Annotated in this window: 19 protein-coding genes, 1 rRNA gene and 1 riboswitch; of the genes, 8 read left to right on the top strand and 12 right to left on the bottom strand. The window is 53.2% G+C overall.

The window, feature by feature from the left end; genetic code table 11:
• From OGV69_RS02655 to btuB, 3 genes are all read right to left on the bottom strand, one after another.
• Positions 1-67, bottom strand: a 16S ribosomal RNA gene (locus OGV69_RS02655); the annotation flags it as partial.
• Between the two features lie 352 nt (positions 68-419).
• Positions 420-1,271 carry a glutamate racemase gene (gene murI, locus OGV69_RS02650; protein WP_038636091.1) on the bottom strand — a complete coding sequence of 284 codons (852 nt, stop codon included), beginning with the start codon at positions 1,269-1,271 and terminating at the stop codon, positions 420-422.
• Positions 1,216-3,054, bottom strand: a complete 1,839-nt coding sequence (btuB, locus tag OGV69_RS02645; RefSeq protein ID WP_286469060.1) for a TonB-dependent vitamin B12 receptor BtuB — start codon at positions 3,052-3,054, stop codon at positions 1,216-1,218. Before btuB ends, murI begins: the two co-directional genes overlap by 56 nt.
• Before the next feature lie 65 nt (positions 3,055-3,119).
• A riboswitch (cobalamin riboswitch) is annotated at positions 3,120-3,306 on the bottom strand.
• 115 nt (positions 3,307-3,421) lie between these two features.
• Here btuB and trmA point away from each other — a divergent pair.
• Positions 3,422-4,522, top strand: coding sequence for a tRNA (uridine(54)-C5)-methyltransferase TrmA (gene trmA / locus OGV69_RS02640; protein WP_069324848.1), 1,101 nt, complete (start codon positions 3,422-3,424; stop codon positions 4,520-4,522).
• A 36-nt stretch (positions 4,523-4,558) separates the two neighbouring features.
• Here the strand turns inward: trmA and OGV69_RS02635 are convergent, their stop codons facing one another.
• Together OGV69_RS02635 and fabR are read right to left on the bottom strand one after the other, a co-directional pair.
• A complete protein-coding gene (locus OGV69_RS02635; RefSeq protein ID WP_038636082.1) occupies positions 4,559-4,918 on the bottom strand; it encodes a YijD family membrane protein in 360 nt (119 codons plus the stop codon).
• Positions 4,919-4,933: 15 nt separating this feature from the next.
• A complete protein-coding gene (fabR, locus tag OGV69_RS02630; RefSeq protein ID WP_003028862.1) occupies positions 4,934-5,569 on the bottom strand; it encodes an HTH-type transcriptional repressor FabR in 636 nt (211 codons plus the stop codon).
• Positions 5,570-5,760: 191 nt separating this feature from the next.
• Here fabR and sthA point away from each other — a divergent pair, with 191 nt between their 5' ends.
• A complete protein-coding gene (gene sthA, locus OGV69_RS02625) occupies positions 5,761-7,161 on the top strand; it encodes a Si-specific NAD(P)(+) transhydrogenase (RefSeq protein ID WP_032940238.1) in 1,401 nt (466 codons plus the stop codon).
• On the opposite strand, the gene oxyR is transcribed toward sthA, so the two are convergent.
• The 4 genes from oxyR to argC all read right to left on the bottom strand — a co-directional run bounded on the left by oxyR (position 7,144) and on the right by argC (position 11,639).
• The gene (gene oxyR / locus OGV69_RS02620) at positions 7,144-8,061 is read right to left on the bottom strand and encodes a DNA-binding transcriptional regulator OxyR (protein ID WP_038636079.1); all 918 of its coding nucleotides are present in this window, start codon (positions 8,059-8,061) and stop codon (positions 7,144-7,146) included. The two genes, sthA and oxyR, sit on opposite strands and share 18 nt — an antisense overlap.
• 298 nt (positions 8,062-8,359) lie before the next feature.
• The gene (gene argH / locus OGV69_RS02615; protein ID WP_038636075.1) at positions 8,360-9,733 is read right to left on the bottom strand and encodes an argininosuccinate lyase; all 1,374 of its coding nucleotides are present in this window, start codon (positions 9,731-9,733) and stop codon (positions 8,360-8,362) included.
• Between the two features lie 117 nt (positions 9,734-9,850).
• Complete coding sequence (gene argB / locus OGV69_RS02610) at positions 9,851-10,624, bottom strand: acetylglutamate kinase (RefSeq protein WP_038636072.1); 774 nt, start codon at positions 10,622-10,624, stop codon at positions 9,851-9,853.
• A 10-nt stretch (positions 10,625-10,634) separates the two neighbouring features.
• Entirely contained in the window at positions 10,635-11,639 is a 1,005-nt protein-coding gene (gene argC, locus OGV69_RS02605; protein WP_038636069.1) for an N-acetyl-gamma-glutamyl-phosphate reductase, read from the bottom strand.
• Positions 11,640-11,794: 155 nt separating this feature from the next.
• On the opposite strand from argC, the gene argE reads away from it, so the two are divergent.
• The 6 genes from argE to gldA all read left to right on the top strand — a co-directional run bounded on the left by argE (position 11,795) and on the right by gldA (position 20,792).
• Entirely contained in the window at positions 11,795-12,946 is a 1,152-nt protein-coding gene (gene argE, locus OGV69_RS02600; RefSeq protein WP_069324849.1) for an acetylornithine deacetylase, read from the top strand.
• A 279-nt stretch (positions 12,947-13,225) separates the two neighbouring features.
• Positions 13,226-15,877 (top strand): phosphoenolpyruvate carboxylase, encoded by a 2,652-nt coding sequence (gene ppc, locus OGV69_RS02595; protein ID WP_069324850.1) that lies wholly within the window; start codon positions 13,226-13,228, stop codon positions 15,875-15,877.
• A gap of 211 nt (positions 15,878-16,088) precedes the next feature.
• Positions 16,089-17,822 carry a phosphoethanolamine transferase CptA gene (locus OGV69_RS02590; protein ID WP_069324851.1) on the top strand — a complete coding sequence of 578 codons (1,734 nt, stop codon included), beginning with the start codon at positions 16,089-16,091 and terminating at the stop codon, positions 17,820-17,822.
• A gap of 85 nt (positions 17,823-17,907) precedes the next feature.
• Positions 17,908-18,768: an AraC family transcriptional regulator gene (locus OGV69_RS02585; RefSeq protein WP_069324852.1), complete on the top strand. Its 861-nt coding sequence runs from the start codon at positions 17,908-17,910 to the stop codon at positions 18,766-18,768.
• Between the two features lie 245 nt (positions 18,769-19,013).
• Entirely contained in the window at positions 19,014-19,676 is a 663-nt protein-coding gene (gene fsa, locus OGV69_RS02580) for a fructose-6-phosphate aldolase (protein ID WP_038636057.1), read from the top strand.
• Between the two features lie 12 nt (positions 19,677-19,688).
• Positions 19,689-20,792, top strand: coding sequence for a bifunctional L-1,2-propanediol dehydrogenase/glycerol dehydrogenase (gene gldA, locus OGV69_RS02575; RefSeq protein ID WP_038636055.1), 1,104 nt, complete (start codon positions 19,689-19,691; stop codon positions 20,790-20,792).
• Positions 20,793-20,876: 84 nt separating this feature from the next.
• Here gldA and katG read toward each other — a convergent pair whose 3' ends face one another.
• The 3 genes from katG to OGV69_RS02560 form a co-directional block, all read right to left on the bottom strand.
• Positions 20,877-23,057 (bottom strand): catalase/peroxidase HPI, encoded by a 2,181-nt coding sequence (gene katG / locus OGV69_RS02570; protein WP_069324853.1) that lies wholly within the window; start codon positions 23,055-23,057, stop codon positions 20,877-20,879.
• Positions 23,058-23,224: 167 nt separating this feature from the next.
• A complete protein-coding gene (gene metF, locus OGV69_RS02565; protein WP_038636049.1) occupies positions 23,225-24,112 on the bottom strand; it encodes a methylenetetrahydrofolate reductase in 888 nt (295 codons plus the stop codon).
• Positions 24,113-24,269: 157 nt separating this feature from the next.
• Positions 24,270-25,178: a LysR family transcriptional regulator gene (locus OGV69_RS02560; protein WP_069324854.1), complete on the bottom strand. Its 909-nt coding sequence runs from the start codon at positions 25,176-25,178 to the stop codon at positions 24,270-24,272.
• Positions 25,179-25,251: the final 73 nt, after the last annotated feature.

The raw sequence follows: 25,251 nt of genomic DNA, 5'->3' as shown, positions 1-25,251 counted from the left end.
GTTCGACTTGCATGTGTTAGGCCTGCCGCCAGCGTTCAATCTGAGCCATGATCAAACTCTTCAATTTAAGTTTGATGCTCGTGAATTAAACTTCGTAATGAATTACGTGTTCACTCAGAGACTTGGTATTCATTTTTCGTCTTGCGACGTTAAGAATCCGTATCCTCGAGTGCCCACACAGATTGTCTGATAAATTGTTAAAGAGCAGTGCCGCTTCGCTTTTTCTCAGCGGCGCGGGGTGTGCATATTACGCTACCCCGCTTCAGAGTCAAGCGTTTATTTACGCTTTTCTCCGCTGACCCGGCGGCGTGTAATCCGTTGTTCCGTGTCAGTGGAGGCGCATTATAGGGAGTTATTTCAGGCTGACAAGGGGAAATTCAAAATAATCTCCCGAGTGCGCATTTTTTCATCAAAACCGATTAAACCGCCAGTTTTTCGAGCGTTTTGAAGCCATAACGTTGCAGCACGGGCAATAATTGTTCGGCTTCTGTCGTCATCGCCATACAGAATGCGACATTCTCATCGGTTGATTTCGCGTCGGGCGCTTCATGTTCTAATAACCAGGCCGTGCGACGCGCAATCGCGGCCCCCGAATCCACCAGTCGCGTCCCCTCGGGCAGGACCTGTAAAAGTTCTTCCTGTAATAGAGGGAAATGGGTACAACCCAGCACCACCGTGTCGGGTGGTTCCGACATCCGCAGCCACGGACGTAGAATGCGGCGCAACTCCTCCAGAGAGACCGTTTCGCCGTGCAGCTTCGCTTCCGCCAGTTCTACCAGCTCGGCAGACCCCAACATCGCAATCTGACATTCGTTAGCAAACCGCGCAATCAACTCATGGGTATACGACCGCTTCACCGTTGCACGTGTAGCCAGCAGTCCCACAACGCCATTCGCCGTGAGTCGCGCCGCCGGTTTAATAGCAGGAACGACGCCTACAACCGGGAAGGCAAATTTCGCACGTAATGCAGGAAGCGACACAGTGCTTGCGGTATTACACGCGATGACCGCAAGAGAGAGTGGATAGCGCTGCTGGACCGCAGTCACAATCTCAACAACACGCTCGACGATAAATTCCTCGCTCTTCTCACCATAAGGAAAGGCGACGTTATCAAAAGCGTATATATAGTGGAGATCCGGCAGGAGACTGCGGATCTCATTGTAGACCGACAACCCACCGACGCCGGAATCAAACACCAGCACGGTGGGACGTGGATCAGAAGGTGTAGCTGCCAGACAAGGTGTATTCCCGCCCTGCAGTTGCGTAGCCATAAACTGTCTCGTAATCTTTATCGAACAGGTTGGCGATTTTACCACGAACAGTCAGCTGTGAGGTGATTGGATATGCCACTGTCAGATCCCACAGGCTCACTCCCCCCATTTTTACCGGCTGATTGGTGACGAAGTCCGTGTCATAACGCGTTCCCAGATAATGATAGGTCAGGCCCCAGTCAAAATCGTAAACCTGCCAGTCAAGCTGGTACTTCACCTGCTGTTTAGAACGACGCGCCAGTGGTTTATTGGTAATCGCATTTCGTACATCAACGTAATCGTAGCTCAGGGTGTGCGCCAGCGGCCCGGTATCAAAGTTTGCTGTCGCTTCGACACCTTTAATACGTACTTTGCCTTCGTTAAAGTATTTCTCGGTATGTGGGTCGTAATCGATCATGTTATCGATATCGTTGCGATATCCTGACAAACGCCAGTTCACATCCGCCGTCAGCCCTTCAAACGCCCCTTCCCACTGCTTACTCTCTTCAGGATCCAGATTCGAATTGCCGTAATAGCCATGCAACTGCCCGAGATTTGGTGCTTTGTAGGAAGTACCGTAGGAGGCAATAAAGCGATAACCTTCAATAAACTCCCACCCGGCGCTGGTTTGCCATGTACCATGGCGACCAAACTCGGAGTTATCATCACTGCGCGCCGCACCTTCAAAGGTAAAGTCACCCAGTTGCTGCAACCCGGTGAGATAGAGGCCAGTGTTACGCTGGTCGTAACCGTCCGTGACATACGCGGTGCCAGGCTCCGTAGTTTGCTTTTGCCAGTCTACGCCCGCGCCCACATTACCGTGGCCAACCACCATACTGTTCGACCACTGAACATTATATTGCTTCATCTCATCCAGCGTGGCCGAGGAGTCATAGCGGCCATAATCCGGATCATAGTTGTAGTCTTTACTGTGGCTATAGCTGGAAACCAGCTGTGACTGGATAATTTCACCATTGAAGCGCAGTCCGGCATCCCAGCTTTGGCTATAGAGTTTTCGGGTATCGACCAGTGGTGAGTTCGGAGAATAGTACGAATCGTAATTCGTGCGGTTATCATAACCGTAGCCGCGAACAAACCCGCTCCAGGTGTCAGAGAAGTTGTGTTCCAGCGCGCCATATAGCGTCTTACTTAAGAAGCCGTCTTTGTCGGGTTGAGCCTGAGAGCCAGTACTACCGTAAGCCACGACATCAAAGCCTTTGGTATAGGCATAATCGCCCATCAACGTGACACGCGTATTTTCACCTAACTGTTGTTGGGTTGAGACATCGTAATTCTGGTAGCCATTGCTTCCCACGCCAGCGGTCAGTTCCGTCCCCGGCTTTTCGCGCGTCGTAATGATATTCACCACGCCGCCGATCGCATCAGAACCATAAATAGCCGAACGCGGCCCACGAATGTACTCAATACGTTGTACCAACGATACCGGGAACTGGCTAAGATCGGCTGCGCCGCTAACCCCTGCCAGGTTCAGACGCACACCGTCAATCAGCACCAGAACATGGCTGGCGTTGGTGCCGCGAATAGAAATAGACGAATTTTGTCCCATACCACCGTATTGGGCGATATCCACGCCTGGCAAGCGACGAAGCACATCATTCACGGAGGTGGATTGCCAGCGATCGATATCCTGACGCGTAACAACGGTGATAGGAGCAAGTACTGCACTACGAGGCTGCTGAAAACGGTTGGCAGTGACGACGAGAGTATCTGGGCTAGCATCCTGTGCCCAACCAGAAAATGCCGTGACGGAAAGCGCCGTCCACAGCAACGATTTTTTAATCATTGTAAAGCATCCACAATATAAGAAGGATGCCGCAGGTCCCACCGATAGTACGCGATGATGAAAACCAGATGCGACGTTAGCCGGCAGGTCTTCGGGCTTGGAGGCGACTTAAAGAGACGATGACTTCCCACGGCAAGCCGCAGTGTCTGCACCAGGTGCGCTCATCTCCTACCTTCCTTACCGCTGCGCGTCAGCTCCAGATTCACACTGGATTCCCTTTTAACTCACAGGACCGGAAAACGGATGCTACAGTTTGTTACAACCCACTGTCCAGACTGTGTATCACAATATCGGAAATCATCAATGACTGGACATCTGTTGAGCAATCCCTACAATCCCCGCGTACTTTTATTTTTCAGGACGCATCATGACCCCCGAACATCTTCCGACAGAACAGTACGACGCGCAGTTAGCTGAAAAAGTGGTGCGTCTGCAGAGCTTAATGACACCGTTTTATGCACAGGCTCCGGAAGTGTTTCGCTCACCGGTCAGTCACTACCGTATGCGTGCCGAATTCCGGCTGTGGCATGACGGTGATGACCTGTACCACATCATGTTCGATCAACAGACGAAAAGCCGTATTCGCGTCGACAGCTTCCCGGCAGCCAGCGAGCTTATCAACACGCTGATGACGGTAATGATTGAAGGGGTACGCAACAACCGTGTCCTGCGCCACAAACTGTTCCAGATTGATTACCTCACCACCCTGAGCGATCAAGCGGTCGTCTCGATGCTGTACCATAAAAAGCTGGATGACGAATGGCGTCAGGAAGCCGAAGCGCTACGGGACGCGCTGCGTGCGCAAAACCTGAACGTGCATCTGATTGGCCGGGCCACCAAAACCAAAATCGAGCTGGATCAGGACTATATTGACGAACGTTTGCCGGTCGCAGGTAAAGAGATCATCTACCGCCAGGTTGAGAACAGCTTCACCCAGCCCAATGCCGCGATGAATATTCAGATGCTGGAATGGGCGATTGATGTCACCAAAGATTCCCAGGGCGACCTGCTTGAGCTGTACTGCGGTAATGGCAACTTCTCATTAGCGCTGGCGCAAAATTTCAACCGCGTGCTGGCGACTGAAATCGCCAAACCATCCGTGGCGGCTGCCCAGTACAACATTGCGGCTAACCATATTGATAACGTACAAATTATCCGCATGGCCGCAGAAGAGTTTACTCAGGCGATGAATGGGGTTCGCGAGTTCAACCGTTTGCAGGGGATCGATCTGAAGAGCTACCAGTGTGAAACCATTTTCGTTGACCCGCCGCGTAGCGGTCTGGACAGCGAAACGGAGAAAATGGTACAGGCGTATCCGCGGATTCTGTACATCTCCTGCAACCCGGAAACGCTGTGTAAGAATCTGGAAACGTTAAGCCAGACGCACAATGTTTCACGTCTGGCTCTGTTCGATCAGTTCCCGTATACGCACCATATGGAGTGTGGCGTGTTACTGACCGCGAAGTAAGTGATGTCCTGGCCGGGCTTGCCCGGCCTACAAATATTATTCCGCAATTTCCTGCTTACGGTTACGCACTTTAACGCCGATCCAGAACACCAGAATCACCGACAGTACCGCCGGGAAGAAGTTAGAACCAATATCCGGATATTCAGCGCGTACCACGGTGCTGTACAACAGAACACCGAGAATAAAACAGGCGGCGGCCAGGCCTGGTAGCCCCACAGGCATGGTGCGGTTCTGATAGCGTTGATGCAGACAATAAACCGTCAGCACCAGCGAAATAATCGGGAATACTGAGAATGGCACAATGGAGCTAAACAGCGCCGCAAATGTGCCATTGATCGATAAGCCAGCAACCAGCGCCAGCAGCAGCGTACCTTTATCTTGACCTGACTGTTTCATTGCTCGTCCTTCTCGTTACTCGGAGTGGTGCGTCATCTTCTCTTGTTCACGGCGGTACCAATAAAATGCGCCTTTCGCAATCATGCGTAGTTGCAATACCAGCCGCTCTTCCAGCTGTCGACGCTGTTCAGCGCCAACATCCAGTGCTTCTGCCCCGGCGCTGAACACAATCGTTACCATGGCTTCGGCCTGCGCTTCAGTAAACGCACGGGGCATATGGTTTTCGAGTTCCAGATAGTCCGCAAGTTCCGCAATGAAGTGCTGAATTTCACGTGCGACCGCTGCACGAAACGCTGCGGAGGTTCCCGAACGCTCGCGCAATAATAAACGGAAGGCGTTGGGATTGTTGCCGATGAATTCCATAAATGTTGAGACCGAGGTACGGATCACACTCCCGCCTTTGGCGATACGCTGACGCGCCTGACGCATCAACTGACGCAGCATCAGACCACTTTCGTCCACCATCGTCAGCCCGAGCTCATCCACATCGCGGAAATGGCGATAAAACGAGGTTGGCGCAATGCCCGCTTCACGAGCAACTTCTCGTAAACTGAGACTGGCAAAACTACGCTCAGCACTGAGTTGACTAAATGCAGCCTCTACCAGCGAACGCCGGGTTTTCTCTTTTTGTTGCGCTCTAACGCCCATCACGATGTCTGAATCCTTCCACATACCTTGCTGGCACTATACCAGAGATTAGGCGGTTGGCATGGCTTTGTTAATGATTGTTTACGCGCAGTTTGTGCTTCGACTTCGCAAAAAAGCACAACGATAATTGGGTTATCCCGACAACGATGTTACTATTCTGTTGCTTTTATGTATAAGAACAGGTAAGCCTGACCATGTCACATTCCTACGATTACGATGCAATAGTAATAGGTTCCGGTCCCGGCGGCGAAGGCGCTGCAATGGGTCTGGTTAAACAGGGAGCGCGCGTCGCGGTGATTGAGCGCTATCATAACGTCGGCGGAGGCTGTACCCACTGGGGCACCATCCCGTCGAAAGCACTCCGCCACGCCGTCAGCCGTATTATTGAATTCAATCAGAACCCACTTTACAGCGACCATTCCCGACTTCTCCGTTCTTCCTTCGCCGATATTCTCAACCATGCTGATAACGTGATTAATCAGCAAACGCGCATGCGGCAAGGTTTTTACGAGCGTAATCACTGCGAGATTTTGCAGGGAAATGCCCGTTTTGTTGACGAACACACTATTGCCCTGGAATGCCACGACGGCACGGTGGAAACGCTGACCGCGGATAAGTTCGTGATCGCCTGCGGTTCACGCCCTTATCGCCCTGTTGACGTCGACTTTTCGCATCCCCGGATTTATGACAGCGACTCCATCCTGAGTCTGCACCACGAACCTCGCCACGTTCTGATTTATGGCGCAGGGGTTATTGGCTGTGAATATGCGTCGATCTTTCGTGGAATGGACGTCAAAGTTGATTTAATCAACACCCGCGATCGTCTGCTGGCGTTCCTTGATCAAGAGATGTCCGACTCGCTCTCTTACCACTTCTGGAACAGCGGTGTGGTTATTCGCCACAACGAAGAGTACGAGAAGATTGAAGGTTGCGATGACGGCGTCATCATGCACCTGAAATCCGGTAAAAAACTGAAGGCTGACTGTCTGCTGTACGCCAATGGCCGCACCGGTAATACCGATTCGCTGGCGCTGGAAAATATTGGTCTGAAAACCGACAGCCGTGGGCAGCTCAAAGTAAATAGCATGTACCAGACGGCACTGCCGCACGTGTATGCCGTAGGGGATGTGATCGGCTATCCGAGTCTGGCATCGGCGGCCTACGATCAGGGACGTATTGCCGCCCAGGCACTGGTGAAAGGCGAAGCCACCGCGCATCTGATCGAAGATATCCCAACCGGGATTTATACCATTCCTGAAATCAGCTCCGTTGGTAAAACCGAGCAGCAGCTTACGGCGATGAAAGTCCCATACGAAGTTGGCCGCGCCCAGTTTAAACATCTGGCACGTGCGCAAATCGTGGGCATGAGTGTCGGCACGTTGAAGATTCTGTTCCATCGCGAAACCAAAGAGATTCTGGGGATCCACTGCTTTGGGGAACGCGCGGCCGAAATTATTCACATCGGTCAGGCGATAATGGAGCAAAAAGGTGGTGGTAACACCATCGAGTACTTCGTTAACACCACCTTTAACTACCCAACCATGGCGGAAGCCTATCGGGTAGCGGCGCTAAATGGCTTAAACCGCCTGTTTTAACGCACTGTCGAAATGGCCATCCATTGATCCACGGATGGCCTCTGCCAGCTGTTCATAACGGCTGCGCAGCGGCGAACCTGGACGATACACCAGGCCAATCGTGCGGCGCGGTTCTGGCTTAATGCATGGCAGATAGACAACACCATCACGCTTGCGCTCCGACGGAACAGCCAGCGCAGGCAGTAACGTAATACCGCTACCTGCCGCCACCATATTGCGCAGCGTTTCCAGACTGGTTGCCCGGAAATGGGTATCTTCATCAGCACCTGCTTCAAAGCAGAAGCCCATGGCCTGATCGCGCAGGCAGTGGCCGTCTTCCAGCATCAGCAGTTTTTCACCCGCCAGATCGGACATCGGTACACAGTCACGGTTTGCCCATGGATGATCTTCATAGATCGCCAGCATCATAGGCTCATCAAATAACGGTACTTCGATGAATGCCTCACTCTCTTTCACCAACGCCAGAATCACGCAGTCGAGCTTACCGCTATCCAGTTGCGCCAACAGCTGATGCGTCTGCGCCTCATGCAGATACATTTCCAGTTTTGGGAAGGTCTGGTGCAACATAGGAATAATATGCGGCAGCAGGTATGGCCCCACCGTTGGGATCAAACCAATATGCAGCGGGCCAGACATCGTCTCGCCTTGTTGGCTTGCCATCTCCTTGAGCACTTTGACCTCGCGCAGCACGGTGCGCGCCTGATCCACCAGCAGCAGACCTGCCTGAGTGAACAGCACCTTGCGACTCGTACGCTCCAGCAACATGACGCCCAGCTCATCTTCCAGCTTACGGATCTGCCCGCTCAGCGTTGGCTGGCTCACGTGGCAGGAGTCTGCCGCCCGTCGGAAGTGACGATGTTCGGCAAGCGCCACCAGGTATTCAAGATCACGAATATTCATTATTCATCCTCCATCGCCACGATAGTTCGTAGCGATAGGTAGCATAGCAACGAACGATTATCCCTATCAAGCTTTCTGTTTAATAATGCACCACAGAAACGGAACGGTACCCCTTTAACCCTTGAAGCTACTGTCCGTTTAGAGAGTTTCTCTCATACTCGAAATAACTAAAGCCAACGTGAACTTTTGCGGACCTTGCGTCCGCATTTTTTTTGCATAAAAAAGCCCGGCAAGATGCCAGGCTCTGATCACTGTTTGCCTGATGGCGCTATGCTTATCAGGCCTACAAAGACAAAAGTTACGCCAGACGCGCCTTCGCGTAATCAATCGCCTGTGCGACCTGCTGTGGCGACACGCCGCCTTTCGCCGCACGTTTGTCCAGACACGATTGTAGAGAAAGGATCGGATAAACGTCATCGCCAATAACCGGACTGAACTTCTGTAAGTCGGTCAGCGACAACGCTTCCAGCGGTTTGCCCTGGCGAATCGCCTCAACCACCGTTTCACCCACAATGTGGTGCGCTTCGCGGAACGGCACGCCTTTCGCTACCAGATAATCCGCCAGCTCAGTAGCGTTGGCATAACCCTGCTGCGCCGCTTCCTGACAACGCGGACGTTTCACCTGAATGCCATCCAGCACCAGCGCGGCCATATGCAGACAATCCAGCCAGGTGTCGAGCGCATCGAACAGCCCTTCTTTGTCTTCCTGCATATCTTTGTTATACGCCAGCGGTAGACCTTTTAAGGTCATCATCATCCCGGTCAACGCACCCTGCACGCGACCGCATTTACCACGGATTAATTCCAGCGCATCCGGGTTTTTCTTCTGCGGCATCAGGGATGAACCAGAGGTCACTCGATCGGACAGCTCGACAAAGCCTGCTTCACCGGTATTAAAGAAAATCAGGTCTTCAGCAAAACGCGACAGGTGCACCATGCCGATAGAAGCGTCGGAGAGTAACTCCAGCACGTGGTCACGATCGGAAACGCTGTCCAGACTGTTGCGCGTTGCCGAAGCAAAGCCCAGCCAGCCGGCCAGTTGTTCGCGATCGATTTCATATGCCGTACCCGCCAGCGCGCCGCAGCCCAGAGGACTGACGTCCAGACGCTTAAGCGCATCCTGCAGACGGCTCTCATCACGCGCCAGCATTTCGACATAGGCCAGGCACCAGTGAGCAAACGTCACCGGCTGCGCACGTTGCAGGTGGGTGTAACCCGGCATAACGGCGTCCTGGTTATTCTCCGCCGTCACCACCAGCGCACTTTGCAACTGACGGTTGGCAGAGAGTAATTCAATAACCGTGTCTTTACACCACAGTTTAAGGTCGGTCGCGACCTGATCATTACGGCTACGCCCGGTATGCAGTTTTTTACCAAGCTGGCCGACTTTATCAATCAGCTTACCTTCCACCCAACTGTGAATATCTTCGGCATCGCTTTGCAGGATCTGTTGCGGGTTGGCACGAACCTCTTCCAGCAGCGTGTTCAGCGCCTCTTCCAGTTGTAGCTGTTCATCGGCAGTCAGTACGCCGACCGTTACCAACGCTTTGGACCAGGCCACAGAGCCGACAATATCCTGTTCTGCCAGGCGGTAGTCAAAACGCAACGAGTCGTTGAACTGTTTGAACCGCTGATCTGCTGCCTGTGTAAAACGCCCACCCCAAAGTGCCATAACATGCTTCCTTAAATTCTTTTAATTTCAATGCCGGATGGCGCTACGCTTATCCGGCCTGCAGGTTCTGTTCACGTAGGCCCGATAAGGCGTAGCCGCCATCGGGCATACAAATACTTAAGCCAGAATACGGGTACCGATCGGCGTGCCGTTAAACAACGCCGGGAGTTGCTCTGCATGACGCCAGGAGGCGATATCCACCGGGCGGCCCAGCGTGCGCGCGGCATCCAGCGCCGCATTGACCTTCACGATCATGCCATCGGTAATAATTCCCTGGTCGATCAACTGCTCCGCTTTCGCGGCGGTCATTTCGGCAATACGCTGACCTTTACCATCCAGAATACCGCTCACGTCTGAGAGCAGGATCAGATCCGCACCCAACGTTGCCGCCAGCGCTGTTGCCGCCTGATCGGCGTTAACGTTCATCAGCAGTCCATCTTCAGTGACGCCAATGGAGCTGACTACCGGCAGAAAACCGCTTGCCAGCAGCGTGTTAATTAGCTTAGGCGAACCCGGTTGCGCGAGTCCAACATGACCCAGCTCTTTATCGAGCGGCGTCACTTTTACGCTGTCGCCATCGCCAAGATACAGGCCCACAGAGGCGATTTGATGTTTTTTCGCCCAGGCCAGTAAGGTTTTATTCGCCGTACCCGCCAGGGCGCCAGTGATAATGTCTATCTGATCGGCAGGAGTGACGCGCAGGCCGTTTTTCTTTTTGACCGGCAGATTCAACTGCTTCATTAGCTCATCAACCACGCAGCCGCCGCCGTGCACAATAATCAGCGGACGCTGATGCGACTCACGATAATTCACCAGTGCGGTAAACAGTCGCTCCAGCGCCTCTTCGCTATCCAGTAAAACGCCGCCCAGCTTGATAATTAATGGATTCATTGTTGCACCCTTAAATAAGAGACTGCGTTTCAGCAAAGCCGAAACGGATATTTGCGCACTGCATCGCCTGTGCCGCCGCGCCTTTTAATAAGTTATCTTCGGTCGCCACCACGATCAGATGCTCTCCCTGCACGGCAAACCCGATGTCACAAAACGGTAAGCCCACCACATTCTTCAGAGCCGGAACGCCTTTGTCGTACAGACGTACCAGTGGTTTATCGCCATAGGCTTGTTGCAGTGTCTGGGCCACCTGCGCATGGGTTACGCCCGCTTTCAGACGGCAGGTGATCGTTTCCAGAATTCCGCGCGGGAAGTTCCCCAGATGCGGAGTGAAAATCACTTCCGCGCCGAGGTGAGTTGCGATTTCCGGCTGATGACGATGGGTAAACACGCCATAGGGCTGCAGGCTCACTTCGCAAAAGCTGTTCGAGATAGCCGCTTTACGGCCTGCCCCGCTGACGCCGCTGGTCGCATTAATCACCGGCCACTGGCTGAGATCCAGCAGTCCGCCGTCAATCAGTGGTTTCAGCGACAACTGCGCCGCTGTCGGATAACAACCCGGTACGGCAACCAGATTCGCTTCTTTCAGTTGCTCAGCGCTCCACTCCGCCAGACCGTACACCGCCTGCTTCAGCAGTTCGGGGTGCTGATGGGTAAAGCCATAATATTTTTCATAGAACGCGCTATCGTTAACACGAAACGCGCCTGAAAGATCAAACACCACACATCCGGCCTGCAGAAACTGCGGGGCCAGGTCATGACTGACCTCATGCGCTGTGGCGAGGAACACAATGTCCACCCCTGCGCTAAACTCGCTGATATCCGACATTGGCTGCAACGGTAAATCGACAATGCCTTTCAACTGCGGATGCAAATCGGAGATGAGTTTTCCTGCATCATTGCTTTGCGCTGAGACGGTCAAAGCGGTTATGTTCATATCAGGATGGCGATTTACATAGGTCACAAGCTCTGCGCCGGCATAGCCGCTGGCGCCCACAATCAGCGTATTCAACATCGGGGCAGCTCACCTTCTTAGATTCTGTTGCCAGGTATAAGCCTTTATCACCTCACCTTACACTTGGTGGGTTTTATTACGCTCAACGTTAATGTATTTTTATTCACAAATACTGCATGAATATTGATACTATCATGACCCGAGGTGTGTCAACAATGAAAAACAATTTACCGCCATTTATCGAGATTTACCGCGCTCTGATTGCCACGCCATCGATTAGCGCCACCGAAGAAGCACTGGATCAAAGCAATGCAGGTTTAATCACTCTGCTGGCGGGCTGGTTCAAAGATTTAGGCTTCAATGTAGAGGTTCAGCCGGTCCCCGATACGCGCAATAAATTCAATATGCTGGCGAGCATTGGACAAGGGGCTGGCGGTCTGTTGTTAGCGGGTCATACCGATACCGTGCCGTTTGACGACGGACGCTGGACGCGCGATCCGTTCACCCTGACAGAGCATGACAATAAGCTCTACGGCCTGGGTACGGCAGATATGAAAGGCTTCTTCGCGTTTATCCTCGACGCGCTGCGCGCCGTCGACGTAGCGAAGCTGAAAAAGCCCCTCTACATTTTGGCCACTGCCGACGAAGAGACCAGCATGGCGGGGGCGCGCTACTTTTCTGAAACCACCGCTCTGCGCCCGGACTGCGCGATCATTGGCGAACCCACCTCCCTGCAGCCGGTGCGTGCGCACAAAGGGCATATCTCTAATGCAATTCGCATTTTGGGGCAGTCGGGTCACTCAAGCGATCCAGCGCGTGGCGTCAATGCGATTGAACTCATGCATGATGCTATCGGCCATATCATGACTCTGCGCGATGACCTGAAAGAACGCTATCACCATGACGCTTTTACCGTTCCGTACCCGACGTTAAATTTGGGTCATATCCACGGTGGCGACGCCGCCAACCGAATCTGCGCCTGCTGCGAGCTGCATATGGATATTCGCCCGCTGCCCGGCATGACGCTCAACGATCTTAATGGCTTACTTAACGATGCGCTGGCCCCTGTCAGCGAGCGTTGGCCGGGTCGCCTGACGGTGTCGGAACTGCATCCGCCTATTCCTGGCTATGAGTGTCCGCCAGACCATCAGTTGGTTGAAGTCGTCGAAAAACTGCTGGGAGCGCAAACGGAAGTGGTGAACTACTGCACTGAAGCGCCGTTTATCCAGACGCTTTGCCCGACGCTGGTGTTGGGCCCAGGCTCCATTAATCAGGCACATCAGCCAGATGAATACCTGGAAACACGCTTCATTAAGCCAACTCGCGAATTGATCACCCAGGTTGTGCATCATTTCTGCTGGCATTAATCGTTTATAACCTTGCTCATCCTTCAGCGGTGAGCAAGGTCATTTATTAACATTTTCATAAGCACAGCTTATTTGATTCGATGTGAATTAAATAACGTAAATTTCCGCCATTTTTTCGTTTGCTGAACCGATTTCGCAGCAATTGACGTCACGAGTTTTACGTGGCTTTATAAAAGACGGCAAAAAAATTAAGTCCGAAAAATTTCACGTTGCAGCAGTGTTGACGGCGGCGCGAAAGATACAGGACATTTACAAAAGAGATGGGGTGTCTGGGTAAATATGAACGAACAATATTCCGCGTTGCGTAGTAATGTCAGTATGCTCGGCAAAGTGCTGGGAGAGACCATTAAGGATGCGCTGGGAGAGCACATTCTTGATCGCGTAGAAACAATCCGTAAGCTGTCCAAATCATCCCGCGCTGGCAATGAAGTCAATCGCCAGGAGCTACTTACGACGCTGCAAAACCTGTCTAACGACGAACTGCTGCCGGTTGCCCGTGCGTTTAGCCAGTTCCTGAACCTGGCCAACACCGCCGAGCAATACCACAGCATTTCGCCCAAAGGCGAAGCAGCCAGCAACCCGGAAGTGATTGCTCGCACTCTGCGTAAATTGAAAGACCAGCCCAATCTCGATGAAGCCACCATCAAAAAAGCGGTGGAGTCACTCTCCCTGGAGCTGGTTCTGACTGCCCACCCGACAGAAATCACCCGTCGTACGTTGATCCATAAAATGGGTGAAGTAAACGCCTGTCTCAAACAGCTTGATAACAAAGATCTCGTCGATTATGAACGCCATCAACTGATGCGCCGTCTGCGCCAGTTGATTGCCCAGTCCTGGCATACGGATGAGATCCGCAAGATACGCCCAAGCCCGGTTGATGAAGCCAAATGGGGCTTCGCCGTGGTCGAAAACAGCCTGTGGGAAGGCGTGCCGAACTATCTGCGCGAACTGAACGAACAGTTAGAAGAGAATCTGGGTTATAAGCTGCCCGTTGATTTTGTTCCGGTTCGCTTTACCTCCTGGATGGGCGGCGACCGTGACGGCAACCCGAACGTGACGGCGGATATCACCCGTCACGTGCTATTGCTCAGCCGTTGGAAAGCCACCGACCTGTTCCTGAAAGACATTCAGTTTCTGATCTCTGAACTGTCGATGGTAGATGCCACGCCGGAACTGCTGGCGCTGGTCGGCGAAGAAGGCGCAGCAGAACCATACCGTTATCTGATGAAAACCCTGCGTTCACGTCTGATGGCAACTCAAGCCTGGCTGGAAGCCCGCCTGAAAGGCGAGAAATTACCGAAACCTGCCGGCCTTCTCACCCAAAACGAACAGCTCTGGGATCCGCTGTACGCGTGTTACCAGTCTCTGCAAGCCTGTGGCATGGGCATCATCGCCAATGGCGAACTGCTCGACACCTTGCGCCGCGTGAAATGTTTCGGCGTGCCGCTGGTACGTATTGATATTCGTCAGGAAAGCACCCGCCACACTGAAGCGCTGGGCGAACTGACCCGGTATCTGGGCATTGGCGACTACGAAAACTGGTCAGAAGCGGATAAACAGGCTTTCTTGATCCGCGAACTGAACTCCAAGCGTCCGCTTCTGCCACGTAACTGGGAACCAAGCAATGACACCCGCGAAGTGCTCGACACCTGCCGCGTCATTGCCGAAGCTCCGTATGGCTCCATTGCTGCCTATGTTATCTCGATGGCGAAAACGCCGTCCGATGTATTGGCCGTACATCTGCTGCTGAAAGAAGCCGGGATCGGTTTTGCTATGCCGGTGGCGCCGCTGTTTGAAACACTGGACGACCTCAACAATGCTGATGACGTCATGTCCAAGCTCTTGAATATTGACTGGTACCGCGGCTTTATTCAGGGCAAACAGATGGTCATGATTGGCTACTCTGACTCCGCAAAAGACGCGGGGGTGATGGCGGCTTCCTGGGCGCAATATCAGGCTCAGGACGCGCTGATCAAAACGTGTGAAAAAGCCGGAATCGAGCTGACGCTGTTCCATGGCCGCGGTGGTTCCATTGGCCGCGGCGGCGCGCCTGCGCATGCCGCACTGCTTTCTCAACCGCCTGGCAGCCTGAAAGGTGGCCTGCGCGTGACGGAACAAGGTGAGATGATCCGCTTTAAGTATGGCCTGCCGGAAGTGACCATCAGCAGCCTGTCGCTATATACCGCAGCCATCCTCGAGGCCAACCTGTTACCGCCGCCAGAGCCGAAGGATAACTGGTGCCATATCATGGATGAGCTTTCTGATATCTCGTGTGAGCTCTACCGTGGATATGTACGTGAAAACAAAGACTTCGTCCCTTACTTCCGCTCCGCAACCCCAGAGCAGGAACTGGGTAAATTGCCGCTCGGCTCACGTCCGGCAAAACGCCGCCCGACTGGTGGGGTAGAGTCTCTGCGCGCCATTCCATGGATCTTTGCCTGGACGCAGAACCGCCTGATGCTCCCGGCATGGCTGGGGGCAGGCACCGCGCTGCAAAAAGTGGTGGAAGACGGTAAGCAAAGCGAACTCGAAGCAATGTGCCGCGACTGGCCATTCTTCTCCACACGCCTTGGCATGCTGGAAATGGTTTTCGCTAAAGCAGACCTGTGGCTGGCTGAATACTACGATCAACGTCTGGTCAAAAAAGAGTTGTGGCCGCTCGGCGAAGAACTGCGTCAGCGCCTGGAAGCAGATATCGACGTCGTGCTGGCGATTGCCAATGACTCACATTTGATGGCCGACCTGCCGTGGATTGCCGAGTCCATCCAGTTAAGGAATGTTTATACCGATCCGCTGAACGTTTTACAGGCAGAGCTGTTACACCGCTCGCGCCTGGCGGAAGAGCAAGGCAATGCGCCAGATCCACGCGTTGAACAAGCGCTGATGGTAACCATCGCAGGTGTTGCTGCCGGTATGCGCAATACAGGCTAACGTCCCCCTCCCGTCGCCTTCGTGCTATTGCGCGAAGGCGACATCAAAAATCGCTGTTATAACGGCTTCATTTTCAATATATTCCCGCCTGAATTTATTCATTTAATGAATGGATCATCAACAAAACGCGTTTTTTAACATCGCGACGCTTCAGTTCCTCTTAATATTTACCCGCTACTCTTGGCGACACGATTAAAGACAGGCTCACACTATGCAATCCTTACAACCCCAGTCTAAACCTGCATTTAGCTGGAAAGCCCTGGGTTGGGCGCTCCTCTATTTTTGGTTTTTTTCCTCATTACTGCAGGCCGTTATCTACTTTAGCGGCTACAGCGGATCTACCGGTTTACGCGACTCCTTGCTATTCAGTTCGCTGTGGTTGATTCCGGTATTTTTATTTCCAAACCGTATCCGTATTATTGCTGCCGTTATTGGTGTCATGCTATGGGCTGCCTCGTTGGCCGCTCTGAGCTATTACGTCATCTACGGGCAAGAGTTCTCGCAAAGCGTTCTGTACGTAATGTTCGAAACCAATGCGAACGAAGCCAGCGAATATCTGAGCCAATATTTCAGTCTGAAGATTGTGTTAATCGCGCTGGCGTATACGGCAATGGCGATTCTGCTGTGGACGCGTCTGCGCCCTGTTCATATTCCATCGCCCTGGCGCTATCTGGTGTCGTTTGCGCTGTTATATAGCTTGATTCTGCACCCAATGGCGGTTAACACGTTCATCAAACATAAACCGTTTGAAAAAACGTTGGATGGTCTCGCTTCGCGTATGGAGCCCGCCGCGCCGTGGCAATTTATCTCCGGGTATTATCAGTATCGCCAGCAGTTAACCGCACTGAATAGCCTGCTGAATGAAAACAATGCCCTGCCTCCGCTGGCCAACTTTAAAGACCATTCCGGTGACGCGCCACGCACATTAGTGCTGGTGATTGGTGAGTCAACGCAGCGTGGTCGTATGAGCCTGTATGGTTATCCGCGTGAAACCACACCGGAACTGGATGCGCTGCATAAAACCGATCCTAACTTCACCGTTTTCAATAATGTCGTGACCTCACGTCCGTATACCATTGAAATCCTGCAGCAGGCGCTGACCTTTGCCAACGAGAAGAACCCGGATCTGTATCTGACCCAGCCATCCCTGATGAACATGATGAAACAGGCGGGTTATAAAACCTTCTGGATCACCAATCAGCAGACAATGACTGCCCGCAACACCATGCTGACGGTGTTCTCTAAGCAGACAGATAAGCAGTTCTATATGAACCAGCAGCGTACGCAAAGCGCACGCGAGTATGACAGCAATGTGCTGGCGCCATTTAAAGAAGTCCTGGCCGACCCGGCGCCGAGAAAATTCATCATCGTTCACCTGCTGGGTACCCATATTAAGTATAAATTCCGTTATCCGGATGGTCAGGGCAAGTTCGACAACAATATCGACAATGTTCCCCCTGGCCTGGGCAATGATGAGCTGGAAGCCTACAACGATTACGACAGCGCGAATGTCTACAATGACCACATCATTGCCAGCCTGATCAAAGACTACAAAGCGACCGATCCGAACGGTTTCCTGTTGTACTTCTCCGATCACGGTGAAGAGGTGTACGACACGCCGCCGCATAAAACGCAGGGCCGTAATGAAGACAATCCGACACGCCATATGTATACGGTGCCGTTCTTATTGTGGACCTCGGAAAAATGGCAGGCCGCGCACCCTCGGGACTTCTCACAGGATGTGAATCGTAAATACAGCAGCTCAGAGCTAATCCATACCTGGTCTGATTTAGCGGGCTTCACTTACGATGGCTTCGATCCAACGCGTTCCATTACCAGCCCACAGTTTAAAGAGACGACTCGCTGGATTGGCAATCCATACAAGAAGAATGCCCTGATTGATTACGATACCTTGCCTTACGGCGATCAAATCGGTAATCAATAATCCTACACAGGCCACTCTTTAAGAGTGGCCTTTTTTTATGATGGCGGTTACTGTTCTCCCTGTCTGCTGCCTGCAAGGGATTAACATGTATCACGACATCAGCCACCTTCTCGCCCGCCTGATTAACGGCCCCACACCGCTGCGCCAGATTTACTTTGCCAGCACCTGTAGCTCAATGCCGGAACTGGCATATCAGGTTGATTTTCCCCGGCTGGAGATTGTGCTGGAAGGTGAGTTCACCGATCAGGGTATTGCCGGCGCAGCCGCGACGTTACTACCTGGCGATGTCCTGTTCGTTCCGGCTGGCGGCTGGAACTTTCCGCAATGGCTCACACCGGTCACCACGCTCAGCATTCTGTTCAGCAAGCAGCAGTTGGGTTTCAACGTCGTTCAGTGGGACGGCAAGCAATATCAAAACCTCGCCAGGCAGCATGTCGCACGGCGTGGACCGCGTATTGGCTCTTTCCTGCTGCAAACGCTTAATGAAATACAGATGCAGCCGCAGGAGCAGCAAACGGCCAGGCTAATCGTCGCGAGCTTGCTGAGCCACTGTCGCGATCTGCTCGGCAGCCAAATACAGACCGCGTCGCGCAGTCAGGCGCTGTTCGAAGCCATTCGCGACTATATTGACGAACGCTACGCTTCACCCCTGACCCGGGAATCGGTGGCGCAAGCGTTCTACATCTCGCCCAATTACCTCTCCCACCTGTTTCAAAAAACGGGCGCAATCGGTTTTAACGAATACCTGAACCACACGCGACTTGAACACGCGAAGACGCTACTGAAGGGTTACGAGCTGAAGATCAAAGACGTGGCGCACACCTGTGGGTTTGTTGACAGCAACTACTTCTGCCGCCTGTTTCGCAAGAATACCGAACGTTCCCCCTCAGAATATCGTCGGCAATATCACAGCCAGTTGACGGAAAAAGCGATCCATCAGCAATAAAGAAGACAAAAATAACATTAACTGGATTTTTGTAATATAAGAAATGAACTCATAACCCACATCACCTTAATAAAACCCGCCTGCAACTGACATGTGAAGTAAGTCTCACTTTTGTCGATACATTACATTTATCCAGCTTTTGACAGATTTGTCAGATAGCGCGATGCGGCGAAACACTCTTATCCTGTGCACAACAACGCATTCCGGCAACGGGCTGCTCACGCAAAATTAAGAGGATGTTTTGTATGGAACTTTACCTTGATACCGCCAACGTCGCGGAAGTCGAACGTCTGGCCCGTATCTTCCCTATCGCGGGGGTCACCACTAACCCAAGCATTGTGGCGGCAAGCAAAGAATCCATCTGGGATGTGCTGCCGCGCCTGCAAAACGCCATTGGCGAAGAGGGCATTCTTTTTGCCCAAACCATGAGCCGCGACGCGCAGGGGATGGTGGAAGAAGCCAAACGTCTGAGCAATGCCGTACCGGGTATCGTAGTGAAAATCCCCGTCACTGCTGAAGGTCTGGCCGCCATCAGGTTACTGAAAAAAGAGGGTATCACCACCCTGGGAACCGCCGTGTACAGTGCTTCGCAAGGTCTACTGGCCGCGCTGGCTGGCGCAAAATATATCGCGCCATACGTTAACCGCATTGACGCTCAGGGCGGCGACGGGATCCGCACGGTACAGGAACTGCAAACGCTACTGGAGCTACATGCGCCAAACAGCATGGTACTGGCGGCCAGCTTTAAAACCCCGCGTCAGGCGCTCGATTGCTTACTGGCAGGATGTGAAGCAATTACCCTGCCCTTAGACGTAGCGCAACAAATGCTCAATACCCCTGCGGTAGAGTCAGCAATAGAGAAGTTTGAGCAGGACTGGAACAACGCATTTGGTCACATCAACCTGTGAGGGAAATAAAGTATGGATCGCATTATTCAATCACCTGGTAAGTACATCCAGGGTGCCGATGTTATTACCCGTCTTGGCAGCTACCTCAAACCACTGGCAGCACGCTGGCTGGTTGTTGGGGACAAGTTTGTCTTAGGCTTCGCACAGTCCGCACTGGAAAAAAGCTTCCAGGATGCCGGACTGGCGCTGGAGATCGCGCCTTTTGGCGGCGAATGTTCGCAAAACGAAATCGACCGTTTGCGCGGCGTGGCGGAAAAAGCGCAGTGTGGCGCAGTACTTGGTATTGGCGGTGGGAAAACGCTGGATACCGCCAAAGCGCTGGCGCACTTTATGGGCGTGCCTGTCGCCATTGCGCCAACCATCGCCTCTACCGATGCACCGTGCAGCGCGCTGTCCGTCATTTACACCGATGCGGGTGAATTCGATCGCTATCTGCTACTGCCGAACAACCCGGACAGGGTCATTGTGGATACTAAAATAGTCGCGGGCGCACCAGCGCGTCTGTTAGCCGCAGGCATCGGCGATGCGCTGGCGACATGGTTCGAAGCACGCGCCTGTTCACGCAGCGGCGCAACCACCATGGCGGGCGGTCAGTGCACGCAGGCGGCGCTGGCTCTGGCTGAGCTGTGCTTTAATACGTTAATAGAAGAAGGTGAAAAAGCGATGCTGGCAGCCGAGCAGCACGTGGTTACGCCTGCGCTGGAGCGCGTTATTGAGGCCAATACCTATCTGAGCGGCGTCGGTTTTGAAAGCGGTGGTCTGGCAGCGGCTCACGCCATTCATAACGGCCTGACGGCGATCCCGGATGCGCATCATTACTACCACGGCGAGAAAGTGGCGTTTGGTACGCTGACGCAATTGGTGCTGGAAAACGCGCCGGTCGATGAGATCGAAACCGTGGCGGCGCTGTGTCATTCCGTTGGACTACCGATTACTCTGGCGCAACTGGACATCAAACAGGATATTCCGGCGAAAATGCGCATTGTGGCAGAAGCTGCCTGTGCTGAAGGCGAAACCATCCACAACATGCCTGGCGGCGCAACCCCGGACCAGGTGTATGCCGCGCTGCTGGTCGCTGACCAGTATGGGCAGCGTTATCTGCAAGAGTGGGAATAACCTGCCAATAAAAAACCCCGCAATCGCGGGGATTTTTTATTCATACCATGCCGGATACGCGCAAGCGCCATCCGGCGTTTTTGTTTACAGCAGATCGAAACGATCCAGGTTCATCACTTTCACCCATGCCGCCACAAAGTCCTTCACGAACTTCTCGTGCGCATCGCTGCAGGCATAAACTTCAGCCACTGCACGCAGTACAGAGTTAGAACCAAACACCAGATCGGCGCGAGTTGCGGTGTATTTTACTTCGCCACTCAGACGGTCACGGCCTTCAAACAGCTCTTGTGACTCATCAACCGCTTTCCATTCGTAACGCATATCCAGCAAATTGACGAAGAAGTCAGTGCTGAGTACGCCAGGACGATCGGTAAAGACGCCGTGCTGACTACCATCGAAGTTGGTGCCCAGTACGCGCATACCACCCACCAGCACGGTCATTTCCGGTGCGGTCAGCGTCAGCTGCTGTGCTTTATCGATCAGCAGTGACTCAGTGGTTGATACGTCAGGGCGAGAACGATAGTTACGGAAGCCGTCCGCAATTGGCTTGAGCAGTTCAAACATCTCAATATCCGTTTGATCCTGACGCGCATCCACGCGGCCCGGCGCAAAAGGAACATTGATGCTGACACCCGCAGCGCTTGCGGCCTGCTCCACGCCTACGACGCCAGCCAGCACGATAATATCGGCCAACGACGCGGTATGGGCTGATTTATAGATACCCTCTAACACGGGCAGTACGCGTGCTGCGGTAGCATTCACATCCCAACCACGCTGCGGGTCGAGCGCCAGACGAGCGCCATTCGCGCCGCCACGTTTATCCCCACCGCGGAAGGTTGATGCAGAAGCCCATGCCACCGAAACCAGCTCGCCTACGGACAGGCCGGAAGCCGCAATGGTCGCCTTCAGGTTAAGGATATCTTCTTCGCTTGGGTTGAAGAACGCATGCGGCAGCGGATCTTGCCAAATCAGATCTTCTTTTGGCACTTCCGGTCCGATGTAACGCGCTTTCGGCCCCATATCGCGGTGCGTCAGTTTAAACCACGCACGGGCAAAGGCTTCGTTGAACGCCTGCGGATCGTTAAGGAAACGACGAGAGATCTTTTCGAACTCAGGATCGAAACGCAGCGTCAGGTCGGTGACCAGCATCGTCGGCTTGCGTTTTTTCTCAGGATCAAACGGATCGGGGATAATCTCTGGCGCATCCACCGCTTCGAACTGGATAGCGCCCGCCGGGCTGCGAGTCTGCACCCACTCATATTTGAACAGGTTCTCGAAGAAATAGTTGCTCCACTGGGTCGGCGTTTGCGTCCAGACCACTTCCAGGCCGGAAGTAATCGCGTCTGCACCCGCGCCGCTACCGTAGCTGCTGGCCCAGCCTAAGCCTTGCGCTTCAATCGGCGCAGATTCAGGATCGGCCCCAACGTGGGAGGCAGGTGCTGCGCCATGAGTTTTACCTAACGTATGACCGCCGCCAATCAGCGCCACGGTTTCTTCGTCGTTCATTCCCATGTTACCGAAGGTCGCGCGAATCGCCGCGGCCGCAGAAAGCGGTTCGCCGCTGTGATCCGGCCCTTCCGGGTTAACATAGATAAGACCCATCTCGGTTGCGCCCAGCGGGGTTTTCGCCAGCGCTTCCGGGTGACGGTGAGTCAGCCAGGCTTTCTCATCACCCCAGTTTACGTCGAGATCCGGTTCCCAGACGTCTTCACGACCCGCGCCAAAACCGAAGGTACGGAAGCCTGAGTTTTCCAGCGCCACGTTACCGGCGAGAATAAACAGGTCGGCCCAGGAGATTTTCTGACCATATTTCTGCTTGATTGGCCACAGCAGACGACGCGCTTTATCCAGGCTGACGTTGTCCGGCCAGGAATTCAGTGGTGCAAAACGCTGCTGCCCGCGACCCGCGCCACCGCGTCCATCGATGGAACGATAGGTCCCTGCGCCGTGCCATGCCATACGGATAAATAAACCGGCATAAGAGCCCCAGTCAGCGGGCCACCACGGTTGAGATTCGGACAGAAGGGCTCTGAGATCCCCTTTCAGGGCAGAGTAGTCAAGTTTGCTAAATTCTTTGCGGTAGTCGAAGTCCTCACCCAGCGGGTTCGAACGATTGGAATGTTGGTTCAAAAGATCAACGCGGAGTTGATTAGGCCACCAGTCGCGGTTATTTCTTCCTGCTCCCGCGCTGTGATCCGGCCCGCCCTGATGGAAAGGACACTTACCGGCAGTTGATGCGTTCTGGCTATCGTCGGACATGCTCATCTATATGCTCCCTTTACAGTGTTATGACTACGATATACACCACCAGAGATTAGATATAGTCGAAATAACCCACAGATTCGATAGCCAGATCCTTTTATATTTTTAGTTACAGAGATGTAGATCAAAATGATCAATAAAAAACCCTCCGCAGAGGGCTGACGTACTGATTATGCCGGTCTTACTCCCAGCGTGTGACAAATTGCGTAGCTCATTTCGGCGCGATTGAGAGTATAGAAATGGAAATCTTTCACCCCTTCGCGACTGAGAATTTTCACCATATCCATGGCGATGTTTGCGCCCACCAGCTTGCGGGTTTCCGCATCGTCATCCAGGCCAGCAAACATGGTCGACATCCATGCCGGAATGCGGACGTTGGTCATGTCGGCAAATTTTTTCGCCTGTTTAAAGTTAGATACCGGCAGGATGCCCGGAATAATTTCCACATCGATACCCGCAGACACGCAGCGATCGCGAAAACGCAGGTAGCTTTCTACATCGAAGAAAAATTGGGTGATCGCGCGGTTCGCACCGGCATCAACCTTACGCTTCAGGTTCAGCAGATCGGCCTGAGCGCTCTTCGCTTCCGGGTGCACTTCCGGGTAAGCCGCAACGGAGATATCAAAGTCCGCAACGTCTTTCAGCAGAGTCACCAGGTCAGAGGCATACATATCCGGTTTACCGCTTCCCGGCGGCAGGTCACCGCGCAGGGCAACAATATGACGAATACCGTTATTCCAGTAGTCCTGAGCAATAGTGCGCAGCTCATCGCGGGTCGCATCAATACAGGTCAGGTGCGGCGCCGCTTCAAGCCCGGTGCGATCCTTGATCCCTTTGATAATGCTATGCGTGCGGTCGCGCTCACCAGAGTTTGCACCGTAAGTGACTGAAACAAATTTCGGCTTCAGGCTGCTCAGGCGATCGATAGAGTTCCACAGGGTTTGCTCCATTTCACTGGTGCGCGGCGGGAAAAATTCGAAAGAAACGTTAATCTGCCCCTGTACTTCGGCCAGACTCTGATTCAGCGCTTCCCGCTGGTTGGCGTGAAAAAAGCTCATACCTTACCTCATCAATCTTTTGTCGTTATATGTTGTGTTGTGAACTGCTATACGTTTAGACGTCTAGATGTAAAAATGACGGAAAAGCACGCTGGCGTCAACACAAAAATCATCGTTAAAGGTGAGGAATACTCAGTCAACGTGAAAATAATTCACATCAACCTGAAAGACCGAGGGATTGGTTCACAACCGTCTGCAACCACTGCAACGTTGCTTCGCTCTCAGGCAGCATTACCAGTCCCACGTGGATACGCAATTCGGAATCGGTAAGCGGCAGAAATATCACGCCCTGACGCTGGATAGCGGAAAAGGAGGCCGGGAGTAAACTCAGACCGTCGCCATGCGCGATCCGCGCCAGCAGCACGTCATGTTCCAGCGGCTCTTCAATACAGGCTGGAGAGTAACCGGCGCGGCGAAAAATATGTCGGGTGTAATCAAAAAAGGCAGGATTCCGTTCGCGTTTAAACCAGAACAGTGGTCGGTGGTTCAACGTCGTTAATGAGAGTGACGGCAGGCTCGCCTCTGGCCAGATCGCGGGTAATGCGGCAATCATCGGCTCTTGCCAGCCGAGTGGCATGACGGTAAGCCCGGGAGTCTCAAGCGGTAACGCCACCAGCGCTGCATCCAGTTTTCCCCGACGAACCTGACACACCAGCTCAGGCGAACCATGACGAACAATATGTAGCCTCTCCGTACGCCCGTGTAGCTGCGATTCAAGCGGAGCAAAAACACCTTGTTCAAACGCTGTACTTAGCCCCAGGCGCAGAGAGTGCTCCCCAGCTTGCGCTAACTGGCTCAACGTCGCGCAGGTTTCTTCGTACATCGTCAGCACTGGACGCACTATTTCAAGTACGCGCAGACCGTCTTCCGTCAGCGTCAGCCCACGGGTATGACGGACAAAAAGCGTCATCCCCAGACGTTCTTCAAGCTGGCGAATGTGGCGACTCAGCGGCGGCTGCGACATAAATAAACGTTGCGCCGCCCGGCTCATATTGTTCTCTTCCGCTACTACGGAAAAGTAACGCAGCAGACGAATATCCAGAGAGTGCAAAGGCGATGTTGTCATACCAAAAAGGTATCACGGAAACGGTATTATCCCAATCATTCTGCACGCTCTATCCTCAGGCTATATACCAGAC

Origin of the sequence: Citrobacter sp. Cc139 (genome assembly GCF_030334645.1) — a bacterium.
Lineage (GTDB): Bacteria > Pseudomonadota > Gammaproteobacteria > Enterobacterales > Enterobacteriaceae > Citrobacter > Citrobacter werkmanii.
This window is presented reverse-complemented; position numbering and strand designations above follow the sequence as displayed.